A 13,322-nucleotide genomic window follows, 5' to 3' on the forward strand; every position below is an offset into this window, starting at 1 on the left:
TCTCACCTCTTATTATTTATCGTTGAAACTTTCATTCTAATTTTATCTTTTTTGGTTCGACCTTCAACCGATTCAATTCTAATACGTCCAAATCCTCTAACAGACAGTTGATCAAATTCTTCTACAGGCGTGTCTGATCGCTCGCTGACCATCCAATTAATTTTAACTTTTCCTGTTTCGATTAGCGATTTAGAGCGTTGTCTAGAAATATTGAAAACTTCAGAAATAACGGTATCTAAACGTTGGGAACTGACTGTTACTTGCTCAATCACCCAATCAGTGACTGGATTAAAAACTTCCCCGATCGTTGGTTCTAATCTAATGGTAATTTTACCAATTTTGTCAAATTGTGAACTGACAAATTCTGACATCTTTTGATCTAAATGTATTTGCCAATCATCTCCATCAGTCGTAATATCACCAAATAATTCCCGCTTAATTCCTAAACTCATCAGCGTTCCCAAAATTTGACGATGCTTGAGCTCAGTAAATTTTTTAGGATATTCAATGTTAAAACTCATGATTTCATAATCCTCAACGGTCGGTTCATAATAATCAGGATAAATCAACGCTCGTACTCGCTCAGCATGTTCGTAACCACCGTAAAAACCGAATTTCAAATCTTGTCCCTGTCCTCTAACAATTGTTTCTAAGATATGACACTGTCTGGGATCTAAAAAGCCTGTCAAAAACGGTACATATTCGCGTTCAACTTTTGACACCCAATCCTCTACTGCATCAATAAAAGGATGTTCATCTTTGCGAAAATGTTGATAAACATTATTTTCCACCGATAACCATCCTCCTCTTATAATATATTATAGACCTACAAATAAAATCCTGATTAATATTCTTTCGATAAATTGAAGCACAAATAGTGCCACAACAATATTAAAACTAATCCCACCAATTGACAGGTTAAAGCGATCAAATATTTTTAAATACGGATCACAAATTCTAGTTAAAAATTGTCCAAACTTACTTTGGTAACCACCAGGAAACCACGAAAGTAGTGCGTAAAGAACTAAACAGGTTGAATAAATACTGACAAAATTTCTTAATACAGTAATCAAAAAATACACGGTATTACCAACTTTCTAAGATTAAACTAAGTGACTTTTCAATAAACTTTCAGCTGTTTCGCTGTCTACTTCTAAGTTAGTTGGTGTACAAATGAATAATTCGTTATCAAGTCGTTGAATGTCACCATCTAAAGCAAAGACAACTCCCGTTAAGAAGTCTACAATTCGTTTGGCTTGCTCTTCATCTACTAAATGAAAATTAACAATGACAATTTCATTTTTTAGAAAAGCACTTGCAACTTTTTTAACTTCCGCATAGGTTCTTGGCTCAAAAATGGTTACTTTTTTAACGGGTTCACCCGCTACATTAGGACTTGCTATTTTTTTATTCATCGCTAACTTAGTGTTTTTGTTAGATGCTGCAGATTCCATACTAAGAATGTTACTTTCTCTAACAGGCTCATTGACAGGCTTTTTAACAGAAGGTTTAAATGCCTGTGCCACTTGTTTTTCTTGTTTGAATACTTTTTCCTGACTTGTTACAGCAGGTTGTTTTTGAGGTACAGGCTTCGCTACTTCTTTTGTTTTTTGGAACACTTGTTTTTCTAAAGGTTGCTTAGCCTTTGGAGCAGGGTAAGCAACTTCTGGTTGGCGCGGCGACACTTCTTGGTCAATAGCAAAATCTAGGCCAAAAAATTTCTTGATATTCTCACCAGATAACGCAAATTTCATCCCTAACACCTACTTTTTTTCATCTTTATAAATCAAATAAACGACTTCCGACTCTAACAAAGGTCGCACCTTGTGCAATTGCTAATTCGTAATCACCACTCATTCCCATACTTAACTCTTCACAAGGAGCGTATGGTAAATGTAATGCTGCTATTTCTTTTTGTTTTAAGGCAAGTTGCTTAAAATAATTAGAAATTTCTTTCGAACTAGCCCCATTTGGAGCCATGGTCATTAAACCAATAACTTTGATTGCATTATATGATTCTAAACTACGGATAAACATTTCAACTTCAGCTAAATCAATCCCTTGTTTAGTTGGCTCTTGAGAAACGTTGACTTGAACGAAACATTTAATTTCTTTCGTTGCACGTTTCTGAATCTCTTGAGCCGTCTTTAATCGATCCAATGCATGAAAATAGTCTATCCGGTTTATCACATCTTTTATTTTTCTCGTTTGCAGCGTCCCAATCAAATGCCAAGTTAAGTCTTGATAATTCACTAAGGCGTCTTGTTTTTCAATCAACTTCTCTGGGCGATTTTCTCCCAGATGCTTGACCCCTAATGCGATTAATTCTTCCACGACTTCACCTGACACTGTTTTGGTAACGGCAATTAAAGTTGTTTCTTTAAGTTGTGATGATTGAATAGAGGCTTGATGCATCGTTTCTTTTACTAAATTAAGATTCGTTTCAAGACTCATCATTTTTTAACTCTTATCGTTTTCTTCTGAAGAAAGGAGGTGTACTTAATTCATCTTCATCCGTTGTATTTTCAACTTCTGTTTTGAATGTTTCCATTTCTTTCTTTTCAATCGAATCGAATTGAGAATCGCTCATCACGTTTCTTTGAACGGGTTCTTTACGAATATCCCAGTCACCAAATGCTGATTCTTCTTCAACTGGCTCAGCCTTCACACGCTCAAATTCTTGAGTTTGTCTAGGTTTCGCGCTTGAAGCTAAACTTGAAGTAGTGCCACTAGTTAAGGGACGCGCACTTCTTGATTTAGAACGGCCTTTGTTTTCTTTTTTTGATGGGTCGATTCCTGTTGCGATAACTGTTACGATGATTTCATCTGTTAATTCTTCGTTGATTGAAGTACCTAAGATAATATTTACATCGCCATCAGCTGCAGCTGTTACGATATCTGAAGCGTCTTGTGCTTCGAATAACGTCATATCTAATCCACCAGTGATGTTTAATAATACTTGCTCAGCACCATCAATTGATGTTTCTAATAATGGAGACGAGATTGCTTGTTTAGTCGCTTGGATAACACGGTCTTCACCTGAAGCAGAACCGATACCCATTAAAGCAGTTCCTTGATTTTGCATAACAGTTTTCACGTCAGCAAAGTCTAAGTTAACATAACCAGGAGCTGTAATTAAATCAGAGATACCTTGTACCCCTTGACGTAATACGTTATCAGCTTCTTTGAATGCTTCTAAAATAGGTGTTTTCTTATCGACAACTTCTAATAATCGGTTATTAGAAATGATTAATAATGTATCAACGTTTTCTTTTAATTCTGAAATTCCTTCAGCAGCATAACGGCCACGTTTTGGTCCTTCGAAACTAAACGGACGTGTTACAACACCCACTGTAAGTGCACCTAAGTTTTTCGCAATGCGAGCAACTTGAGGTGCAGCACCCGTACCAGTTCCACCACCCATACCGGCAGTGATAAAGATCATGTCTGCACCTTCTAAAGCAGCAGCGATTTGTTCTTCACTTTCTTCAGCAGCTTTGCGGCCAACTTCAGGTTGTGAACCAGCACCTAAGCCACGTGTGTATTTAGGTCCTAATTGAATCAATGTTTCAGCATGGCTATCTCTTAAAGCTTGAACGTCAGTATTTGCAACGATAAATTCAACGCCTTTCACGCCTTCTTCAATCATGCGGTTAACTGCGTTTCCACCACCGCCACCAACTCCGATGACTTTGATAATAGCTCCGTCTTCCATAGGGTTATCAAATGTAAATTCCATATCGCTATTTCCTCCCGTTTGAATTAATCAAATATATTTGAGAATAATCCTTTTACTTTTTCTGTCATTTTTTTAACTGGCTTTTCGCCTTCTTCAGTTACATCATCAAAAATTTCTTCTTGTTTTTCAACTGAATATACACTAGGTGTAGCTTCAGGAATATAACGTTCTTCTGCTTGAGGTTTTGGCATTGGACGTTTGTTACCTTCTACCGCTTCTTTGGAGATTTGGTAAATATCACTTAATTGTGCTACGTATTCAACAATACTAATCGCGTTAGTAAAAGCAGGGTTACGTAAGCCCATGTGATTTGGCACGTGTAACTTAACATTAGCCCCAAAAATGTCTTGAGCTAATTCAACTACGCCTGGAATACTTGCATTCCCACCTGTTAAGATGATACCACCAGGTAAATCTAAGCAGTCAATATCTTCTAAAACTTCTTTAGATTTTGTAAAGATTTGTTCCATACGTGCTTCGATAATTTCTGATAAATAACGCTCATCAACTTTTACAGGTTGCTCTTGACCGATAACTTCTACTGGGAACTCCTCACTTGGGTTTGTTCTTTCAGGATAAGCATCGCCATAATTAATTTTTAATGCTTCAGCATTTGTTATAGAAGTATTCAAAACAACTGAAATATCTTTACTTACGTATTCGCCACCTTCTTGCTCAACGTGTGTAAACTTCAATTGGCCTTCATGAATCACTGCAGTTGTCGTTTGACCACCACCTAAATCAATCACGATAGTACCAAATTCTTTTTCACCATTTGATAAAATAGATTCACATAATGCTAAAGGAGAAATGACTAACTCTTCCAATTGAAGACCAGCTTTCTCTATACATTTGCGAATATTGTGAACAATCGTTTTTGGTCCAGTGTATACGATACCGCTCATATCTAAACGAACACCAATCATACCACGTGGATCCTTAATACCATCAAAACCATCAACTTTATATTCTTGTGGAATTAACGTCACAATTTGACGTTCTGGTGGGATTGAACGAATAATCGCTGCTTTGGCAACACTACGTACGTCTTCATCGGTAATTTCTTTAGAATCTGTACTTACTGCGATCATACCTTCGCATTTTTCCACTTCTAATAAATTAGCAGGTAACCCTACGCTAACTTGTCTAATTTGAATACCTGATTTTTCTTCTGCTTGCTTAATTGCTCTTTTAATTGATGTTACAGTTTTATCAATGTCAACAACGATACCTTTGCTTAATCCTTCAGATTTAGCGTTGCCAACACCAATAATATTAACCTGTCCCTCGATGTACTCAGCGACTACAACTTTAATTGATGTAGTACCGATATCTAGGCCAACATAAATTCCTGTGTTTGCCATAACGGGGTCTCCCTCCTACTTTTTATCTAGTCATTGATGATGAGTATTTTTTGGCTTATTTAATGATTTAATTCTTAGAACCTACTCTTACTAATTCTACCATAATTTCTAATGATTATAAAATAGGATAATACAAAATATTAAGGATTATTTTGCAATTCATCGATTAATTCATCATCATTTTCAGAATCTTCTGGATTTTCTTGTTCATCTTGTTCGTTTTGACCGGTTTCTTCAGCATCTGTTGCTTCATTAAGTTGCCCATCATTCGCGTCTAAACCAGCTAATTTTTCGCTTGCTTCTTTTGATTCATAGGAATAACTAAAAATGCCTGCTTCCATATCAATCACACCTGGTTCTGACATTTCTTTCACAATCTGTGGATAGTAAACTATTTTATCCCCTAAATCTTTAACTGAACCAATAACCTGGTTACCATCTTTCATACGTAAAACGATACGACTTCTAACTTTCCCAGACGGATTTAACACGACTTCGTCTAGGTTCTTTTTAATCTCATCATCCATGTTTAAATATATATTCATGACACGTTCAAATTGTTTATCATTTTCAAAATTTGTGAAAATAGTGAACGCTTCGTTTTTAGTTGTCGTGACTGCTTCGTCAATAATTTTGCCACTTGCTAAAATGGGATAAAATTTCCCTTCAAACTTAGCATAAGCGATTTCATCGTACTCTTCAATTTTTAACTTGATATTATTAACGTTCACGATACTCTTCTCAACCGATTTAATTCTTGGTAGCGCCTTTTTTATATTCTTTTCAATCGGTTCATTCAAATAAGCATTCCAGAAAAATTCATTATTTCTTATTCCTGTAGCAGTTGCAATTTCTTGCTTAGTCACTACATTATTACCAACAATCTCCAAGGTCTGAACCTTACTATATGGCGAAACATAATAAGCAGTCAGTAATAGTACGACTAAAAACATGCTTAAAAGTAATAGTAGGCGTCTTAACATACGATTTCGGCGTTGTTGTTTTATTTTAGGTAATTTGTCTGCAAATGAATTGTTCTTTAAGACTTCTGATTCATAACTTAAATCATGTTCGTCCGCAACTGCTTCTTTCAAGATTTTTTTGAAATCTAAAATATTATCAGAAAAGGTCGATGATTGATCGGAGCTTGCTTCAGTGAGTGTTTCTTGATCAGACTTGATTTTTTCATCATCTTCTTCTTGATTTTTTGGTTGCTTTTCAGCTTCCATTTTACTCGCACGTTCTTTAGCAATTTTTTGTTCTTCTTTCGTTAGTACCTTTTCAGCATTAATTTCGGTTAATTCTTCTAAATTCTTCTTCTCAAAAGATAACTGTTCTGTTTTTTCTTCAGTTTCAGGTTTCTCTAACCACTTAGGTTCTTGACCTGCTTCTTGTAAATATTTCAAGTTTTCTTTTTGCCATGGTGTTAAGCTATCAAAATCAATCTCCTCAGAACTTTGAGTAGCAGACGTACTTGTTTCTTCGATTGTGCCCAATGGATTTCGCGATTTTAGGGTCTCATTTTCAAGATTCTTTTCATTGTCTTTCATCAATGACACCTCCTATTTTTGCAACGCTTTTAAGAGTTCATACAAATGCGTTGTGGCGTCTTGGTAGCCAATTTTTTCAGCTTCAGTTGCCATTTGTTGTAATTTATTGGGATCATTCATGATATCATCAATAGTCTTAATTAGGCTTGCACCTGATAAGTCACTATCTTTTAATAACTCGGCTGCGCCAACTTTTACTAGTGACATGGCATTTTTGGTTTGATGATCGTTTGTAACATTGGGACTTGGTATCAAAATAGAAGGTAGTCCCATGCCAGTGAATTCCGCGATTGAAGTTGCCCCCGCGCGGCTCACTACTAAATCAGTATTAGCTAATACATCTGTCATATTATCAATATATGGTAAGATACGGACATTTTTAAGAGCATCCAACTCGATTCCCTTAATCATATCATCATAATAGATTTTTCCAGTTGCAATAATCGTTTGATAGTCTTTCGCTTCCAATTCAGCAAGTGACTCAGCCACTGCATTCATCATGGTTTGTGCCCCACGACTACCACCAAAAATCAAGACTGTTTTCTTTGCAGTGTCTAAATGATACGTATCCGCTAAATAATTGTTAGGTGACAACCCTGCCACTTCTTGCGCGCGTGGGTTACCCGTTAATTCAACTTTAGCTTGTGGGAAATATTCAATCGCATCTTCAAAACAAACTGCAATTTTATCTACATAACGTGATAAAAATTTATTCGCAACGCCTGGTACGCTATTTTGTTCATGAATTAATGTGGGCACACCTAATTTATGAGCTCCATAAACGACCGGGGCACAAACATAGCCCCCTGTTCCAACGACCACATCAGGTTTAAATTCTTTAATAATACGTTTGCTATCTTTAATACTCTTTAAGAATTTTTGGATAGTGGTCACATTTTCAAACGTTAACTTTCTTCTAAACCCTTGGATGTCAACTGAAGCAAATGGTAGGTTTTCATGTTTGACAATCGAACTTTCTAAACCACGCTCAGTTCCGACATACATAAATTCTGAATCAGGTTCAACTTCTTTTACATATTTAACTAAAGAAAGAGCCGGATAGACATGTCCACCCGTCCCTCCACCAGAAACTAATAATCTCATTTATTATTCCACTCTTCTTCTATATTTTTTATTGCTTGTTTGAATTGGTCCCCACGAATTTCAAAATTCTTGAATTGATCCCAACTTGCACAAGCTGGAGAAAATAAGATAATATCTCCTTCAACTGTGTAAGCAAAAGCTTGATTGACTGCTTCTACTAAATTTTCATTTAACGCTAATGAAGAAATCCCCACACGTTCCGCTGATTCTGCTAATTTATGTTTTGTTTCGCCATATAACGAAACAGCTTTTAAATTAGTTAATGATGGCTCTAACTCAATAAAATCATTACCACGGTCTAAACCACCAGCAACTAAGACTACTTTATCTTTGTTATCTTTAAAGGCACTTAAAGCGGTTTGGGTGGCTAAAATATTAGTCGCTTTTGAATCATTATAAACTTTACGACCTAAAATATTACCAACATACTCCATACGATGAGCTACCCCACCAAATGTCGCTAAGGCTTGGATAATCGCTTCATTAGGGATATTATATAATTTCGCGACAACAATCGCCGCTAACGCATTTTCTAAGTTATGCTCGCCAAGCACACCAATTTGATCTGCTTGCATCACATACTCTTCTTTGAAATAAATTGCGCCATCTTCAACATAAGCTCCCTCAAGGTGCTTTTCCTTTGTTGAAAACGGAATAACCGTTGCCTTGGTTTTTTGTGCTAATTGACGTAATTCAGCTTGATTGAAGTTTAAAACTAGTACATCATCAGCTGTCATATTTTTTTGGATTTCCCACTTCGCTTTTACATATTCTTCACGGTTACCGTGATAGTCCAAATGCGCTTCGAAAATATTGACGATAACTGCTACTTTTGGTTTGAACGTTTCAATTCCCATTAATTGAAAACTAGATAATTCAGTTACCATTACGTTATCTTTTGTGACGTGTTGAGCTACTTGTGAGGCCACTTCCCCAATATTTCCTGCGACAAAACCAAATTCTGAGTTTTTATCAGCATTCAATAAGTTATTAATCATCGTTGTCGTTGTTGTCTTACCATTAGTACCAGTGATTCCAACAATTGGTGCTTCCGAAATCTCATAAGCTAATTCAACTTCAGTAATAACCGGAATATTTTTTGCCATAGCCGCTTGAATCATAGGATTAGTATAAGGAATTCCAGGATTTTTGACTAGTAATTCGAATTCTTCATCTAACAGCTCAATAGGATGACTGCCAGCAATTACCTTAATACCTAATTCTAAAAGTGCTTGCGCCTCCATATTCTCTTCTAAGGGCTTACCGTCATTCACCGTAACGATTGCTCCTAATTGATGGAGTAATTTAGCGGCGGTTGTCCCACTTTTTGCTAAACCTAACACTAGTACTTTTTTATTTTGATAATTGCTAATAACTTTCATCCTACTCAACTCCTAATAAAGAATAAATAACGTAATAAGTGACATTAATAAACCGACTATCCAAAAGACAATATTAACTTTCCATTCAGACCACCCTAACATTTCAAAGTGATGATGGATAGGCGCCATTTTAAAAATGCGTTTGCCAGTTAATTTAAATGAAGCAACTTGTAGCATCACGCTTAACGTTTCAATGACATAAACTAAACCAATTAATAATAAGGTCCATTCTTGATGTAACATAATTGATACACCTGCTAGTAAACCACCTAGTGCAAGCGACCCTACGTCACCCATAAAAATTTTAGCCGGTTTTTTATTGTACATGAAGAAGCCAAGTAAACCACCAATAACTGCTAAGCAGATAACCAACACATCATATTGCGATTGTTTCCAAGCAATTAAGGCGTATGTTGCAAATGAAATAGTTCCTAAGCCAGCAACTAAGCCATCTAAACCATCTGTTAAATTTACGGCGTTAGAGAATCCTACCATCCAGAAAATACTGAAAATACTATAGATAATCACACCTAATGGTAATTCACCAATTACTGGTAACGTTAAACTATGATCTCCGCCTAACTTAGCATAAGCCACACTAAAAATAATGCCACCAATGATTTGCGTAATTAATTTTTGTAATGAATTTAAGCCCATGTTACGTTTCTTGAAGATTTTGATAAAATCATCTAAGAAGCCGACAATTCCGTATAAGACTAAAATAAACAATAGACTAAATAACGTTGTTGTTACAATATTTTTAACAAACGTTGCTGTTAAAAATGATGTTAAAACGATGGCGATTAGAAAAACAACTCCACCCATTGTAGGTGTCCCTGCTTTACTATTGTGCCACTTTGGTCCTTCTTCCCTAATTTGTTGACCATGCTTTTTCATTTGGAAATAACCGATGAAAAACGGCATAATTGTTACCGTAATCGCAAAACTAATCGCGATTGGTAAGAAAACTTGTGTCCATTCCATAGTTTATAAACCCCAATTCTAATTTACCAATAATTTTTTTATTTTAATTTACGATCTAATGCTTCTTTTAATACTTTGTTTGAAACAGATGAGATAATGGTCGATGCTTGCTCACCGTCTCCTTTGGTCGTCACAAACATAATATACTCTGGATCTTCTATCGGTGCAATTTGTGCGACTGAGTTTATATACGTTTTTTCGAAATATTTGCCACGACTATTATCAAACACCTGAGCCGTACCTGTTTTAGCGGATACACGGTAACCATCTAATGCATAAGAAGTTCCTGTCCCATATGTTGGATCTTCTACAACGGATGCCATCATATCTAACGTCTTAGCTGCTGAATCAGCACTAATCGGTTTACCCACTTCTTTAACTGGCATCACTTTTTCTTTCCCTTTACTATCAACTATTTTACTAATGTAGTTAGGTTTTAACATAGTCCCTTTGTTAGCAATCGCTGTGTAAGCTTGTACCATTTGGAAAGGTGTCACGGAAATACCTTGTCCATAAGAGGTAATTGCTGAATCAACACTGTTGGTCATATCAGGAAGATAACCTGGCACTTCATTTAATAAATCAGTACCGGTTAATTTATTGAAGCCAAATTTATCAAGTGAAGCTACCCACTTATCTTTCATTTGTGTCTCTAAGTTCACCATGGCGACGTTACTAGAAAAAGCAAAAGCTTGACGATATGTTATCGTTCCTTCTCCTTCTTTATTCCAGTCATAAATTTTCGTCCCATCTTCGAACTCATAGACTCCCGTCTTAACAAACGCATTTGGATCTAAGATACCATTCTCAAAAGCAGTTGCAATAGTAAAAGCTTTCATAGTCGAACCTGGTTCATAAGCACGTTCAATTAGCAAGTTAGACCAAACATCTGTTTCATCATCTGTTTTTTCTAACCCTTCTTTAGTTTCAGGATTAAATGTCGGTCGTTGCGATGCTGCTACAATATTTCCTGTTTTTGCCTCAACTAACATTGCTGTCATATCTTCTTGCTTAGGATATTTAGATAAAATTTCAGTCATTGAGTCTTCAAGTAATACTTGTAAATTCAAATCTAGCGTCGTATAAATATCCTTACCATCAACCGCTTTTTTCTGAACTTCGACTGAACCAGCAATTTTTCTTTGTGCGCTATCTTTTAGATAGGTCTCCTCACCGTCTGTACCTGCCAAAATATCATCTTCGGCTTTTTCAATTCCCATTTGACCAGCCACGCCACCTTCACCATCGCTTTGTGCATAACCAATTAAATGAGAAGCAAAAATACCATTAGGATAAACACGCGCTTGCTGTTCAGTAAAGTAGATTCCTTTAATTTTATCTGCTTCAAGTGCTTCTTCAATTTTGTTTCTTGTTTCAAGAGTTAAGTTTTTCCCACCATTACCAAACTCAACTTGTTTTAAGTCTTGATTTAATTGTTTTAGAACATAATCTTTCTCTAAATCTGTATTCGCTGCGATAACTTCTGCTACTTTTTCTTTGTTTTTATCTTCAACGTATAGTTTTTCACGGGCATTATCTTTACCGTTTGTTGCTATCCCTAGATATGTTTTATCTAACACAGCATACAACGAATAGGAAGTAGCGTCTGCGGCAATGATATTACCATTTCTATCGTAAATGGTACCTCTTTTAGCCTTAATGACGCTACTTCCTTGATATAATTCTTGAGTTTTTGCACTTAAAGAAGTATTACCAACTCTACCAACTACAACTACATACGTAAATCTAGCAATAAACAATAGAAAAACACCGATAGTTAAGAAAAACAGAAAAATAGAGAATTTTTTTCGATTAACGATAGGATTAAGCCCTTTTCTTTGAATAAAATTCTGCCATTTTTTCCACATTACTTAGTCACGTTCCTTATTTTATCTTCATGTTTTGATAATCCAGCTTGTTTCGCTATTTCATTTAAACGATCCACTCTAGAAAGTTCAGTTTTTTCTTGTTCCAATTCTATCACTGACTTTTTAATTTCAGTATTTTTAGACTCAATTGACGAAATTTCACGTTCATATTGAGAAACCCTATTTGAGATTTGAACAGTAAGTGCAGAAAGGACTACAAAAAAGACAATCAACGCTAATACTAACATCTTCTCAACTTTAGTAATGCGTTCTAGTCTTGAGACCGGCTGCTTGAAATCAACTGCTTCTGGTTGATTTTCAATGACTGATAGCTCAACTGGTTCACTAACAGTTTGTTCAATCACATCAAAACTTCTTTGCTCCGCCATTTTTTCTGTTCTCCTTTACTTACTATTCTGCTTTTCAGCTACCCTTAACTTTGCACTACGCGCTCGGTTATTATATTCTAACTCTTCTTCTCCAGGTAAAATTGGTTTACGATTAACCAATTTAAGTTTAGGTAAGAATTCATCAGGAATAACTGGTAGCCCAGGTGGGACATCTTTAATTTGACTATATTCTTTAAAAATATTTTTAACTAAACGATCTTCTAGTGAGTGGAATGTGATAACGCCAACACGACCACCAATTTTTAATAAATCAATCGCTTGTTCCAACGATTCTTCAACTACTGCTAATTCATCATTTACTTCAATTCGAATAGCTTGGAAAATCCGCTTAGCTGGATGTCCTCCCTTACGTCGCGCAGGGGCTGGAATTCCTTCTTTAATAATTTCGACCAATTCACCTGTTGTTTCAATTGGTTTTTCTAATCTTTTCTTCTCAATTAAACGTGCAATTTGTTTTGAGAACTTTTCTTCTCCATAACGATAGAAGATTTTAACTAGTTGTTCATACGTATACGTATTTACCAATTCTTTTGCTGTGAAATCTGCTTGTTGGTCCATACGCATATCTAATTGGGCATCGTTATGATAGCTAAAGCCACGCTCAATTTCATCTAGTTGAGGTGACGAAACACCTAAATCATAAATTAAGCCGTCAACTTCTGTAACTCCCAACTCAGCTAACTCTTGCGTTAAATAACGAAAGTTACTTTTAATGAATGTAACTTGCCCTTTATCTATATATGTTTTTAATTTCTCTTTTGCGTGATCTATCGCCGTTTGATCTTGATCAAATGCATACAAATGTCCTTTTTCAGACAATTTAGATAATAACAACTCACTATGTCCCGCACCACCTAGGGTACAGTCGACATAGACACCATCAGGATTAGTAATAGTATTATCTACGGTTTCATTCAATAG

At 35.8% G+C, this 13,322-nt stretch carries 13 protein-coding genes (1 of these 13 running past the window's edge); all 13 read right to left on the reverse strand.

All coding sequences use genetic code 11. The annotated features are described in order from the left end of the window. Positions 1–2: 2 nt before the first annotated feature. On the reverse strand, positions 3–791 hold the full coding sequence (locus tag FA707_RS07145; protein ID WP_136953576.1) for a YlmH family RNA-binding protein: 789 nt from the start codon (positions 789–791) through the stop codon (positions 3–5). Between the two features lie 27 nt (positions 792–818). After that, entirely contained in the window at positions 819–1,082 is a 264-nt protein-coding gene (locus tag FA707_RS07150; protein WP_283215740.1) for a YggT family protein, read from the reverse strand. A 21-nt stretch (positions 1,083–1,103) separates the two neighbouring features. Continuing rightward, on the reverse strand, positions 1,104–1,754 hold the full coding sequence (locus tag FA707_RS07155; RefSeq protein WP_136953577.1) for a cell division protein SepF: 651 nt from the start codon (positions 1,752–1,754) through the stop codon (positions 1,104–1,106). Between the two features lie 25 nt (positions 1,755–1,779). Continuing rightward, positions 1,780–2,454: a YggS family pyridoxal phosphate-dependent enzyme gene (locus tag FA707_RS07160; RefSeq protein WP_136954209.1), complete on the reverse strand. Its 675-nt coding sequence runs from the start codon at positions 2,452–2,454 to the stop codon at positions 1,780–1,782. A 13-nt stretch (positions 2,455–2,467) separates the two neighbouring features. Continuing rightward, on the reverse strand, positions 2,468–3,739 hold the full coding sequence (gene ftsZ / locus FA707_RS07165) for a cell division protein FtsZ (RefSeq protein WP_136953578.1): 1,272 nt from the start codon (positions 3,737–3,739) through the stop codon (positions 2,468–2,470). Between the two features lie 23 nt (positions 3,740–3,762). Continuing rightward, positions 3,763–5,103 carry a cell division protein FtsA gene (ftsA, locus tag FA707_RS07170; protein ID WP_136953579.1) on the reverse strand — a complete coding sequence of 447 codons (1,341 nt, stop codon included), beginning with the start codon at positions 5,101–5,103 and terminating at the stop codon, positions 3,763–3,765. A 140-nt stretch (positions 5,104–5,243) separates the two neighbouring features. Beyond that, on the reverse strand, positions 5,244–6,653 hold the full coding sequence (locus tag FA707_RS07175) for a cell division protein FtsQ/DivIB (protein ID WP_136953580.1): 1,410 nt from the start codon (positions 6,651–6,653) through the stop codon (positions 5,244–5,246). Positions 6,654–6,665: 12 nt separating this feature from the next. Next, positions 6,666–7,757 (reverse strand): undecaprenyldiphospho-muramoylpentapeptide beta-N-acetylglucosaminyltransferase, encoded by a 1,092-nt coding sequence (gene murG, locus FA707_RS07180; protein ID WP_136953581.1) that lies wholly within the window; start codon positions 7,755–7,757, stop codon positions 6,666–6,668. Further along, entirely contained in the window at positions 7,754–9,139 is a 1,386-nt protein-coding gene (murD, locus tag FA707_RS07185) for a UDP-N-acetylmuramoyl-L-alanine--D-glutamate ligase (protein ID WP_136953582.1), read from the reverse strand. The genes murG and murD overlap by 4 nt, the downstream gene beginning before the upstream one ends. Positions 9,140–9,151: 12 nt before the next feature. Further along, complete coding sequence (gene mraY / locus FA707_RS07190; RefSeq protein WP_136953583.1) at positions 9,152–10,123, reverse strand: phospho-N-acetylmuramoyl-pentapeptide-transferase; 972 nt, start codon at positions 10,121–10,123, stop codon at positions 9,152–9,154. Between the two features lie 38 nt (positions 10,124–10,161). Beyond that, positions 10,162–11,991 (reverse strand): penicillin-binding transpeptidase domain-containing protein, encoded by a 1,830-nt coding sequence (locus tag FA707_RS07195; protein ID WP_136953584.1) that lies wholly within the window; start codon positions 11,989–11,991, stop codon positions 10,162–10,164. Then, positions 11,991–12,380, reverse strand: coding sequence for a cell division protein FtsL (gene ftsL, locus FA707_RS07200; RefSeq protein ID WP_136953585.1), 390 nt, complete (start codon positions 12,378–12,380; stop codon positions 11,991–11,993). The genes FA707_RS07195 and ftsL overlap by 1 nt, the downstream gene beginning before the upstream one ends. 15 nt (positions 12,381–12,395) lie before the next feature. Continuing rightward, positions 12,396–13,322, reverse strand: the 3' portion of a protein-coding gene (gene rsmH / locus FA707_RS07205; RefSeq protein ID WP_136953586.1) for a 16S rRNA (cytosine(1402)-N(4))-methyltransferase RsmH. Its footprint extends 30 nt past the window's final position; the window shows 927 of its 957 coding nt (coding positions 31–957); the start codon falls outside the window, past its right edge; its stop codon occupies positions 12,396–12,398.

It is taken from the genome of Vagococcus zengguangii, assembly GCF_005145005.1.
Lineage (GTDB): Bacteria > Bacillota > Bacilli > Lactobacillales > Vagococcaceae > Vagococcus_A > Vagococcus_A zengguangii.

Coding starts and splice junctions, on each gene's coding strand:
- FA707_RS07175 (WP_136953580.1), bottom strand. CDS start 6,653: ATGAAAGACAATGAAAAGAATCTTGAAAATGAGACCCTAAAATCGCGA.
- mraY (WP_136953583.1), bottom strand. CDS start 10,123: ATGGAATGGACACAAGTTTTCTTACCAATCGCGATTAGTTTTGCGATT.
- murD (WP_136953582.1), bottom strand. CDS start 9,139: ATGAAAGTTATTAGCAATTATCAAAATAAAAAAGTACTAGTGTTAGGT.
- FA707_RS07195 (WP_136953584.1), bottom strand. CDS start 11,991: ATGTGGAAAAAATGGCAGAATTTTATTCAAAGAAAAGGGCTTAATCCT.
- ftsA (WP_136953579.1), bottom strand. CDS start 5,103: ATGGCAAACACAGGAATTTATGTTGGCCTAGATATCGGTACTACATCA.
- ftsL (WP_136953585.1), bottom strand. CDS start 12,380: ATGGCGGAGCAAAGAAGTTTTGATGTGATTGAACAAACTGTTAGTGAA.
- ftsZ (WP_136953578.1), bottom strand. CDS start 3,739: ATGGAATTTACATTTGATAACCCTATGGAAGACGGAGCTATTATCAAA.
- murG (WP_136953581.1), bottom strand. CDS start 7,757: ATGAGATTATTAGTTTCTGGTGGAGGGACGGGTGGACATGTCTATCCG.
- FA707_RS07155 (WP_136953577.1), bottom strand. CDS start 1,754: ATGAAATTTGCGTTATCTGGTGAGAATATCAAGAAATTTTTTGGCCTA.
- FA707_RS07160 (WP_136954209.1), bottom strand. CDS start 2,454: ATGAGTCTTGAAACGAATCTTAATTTAGTAAAAGAAACGATGCATCAA.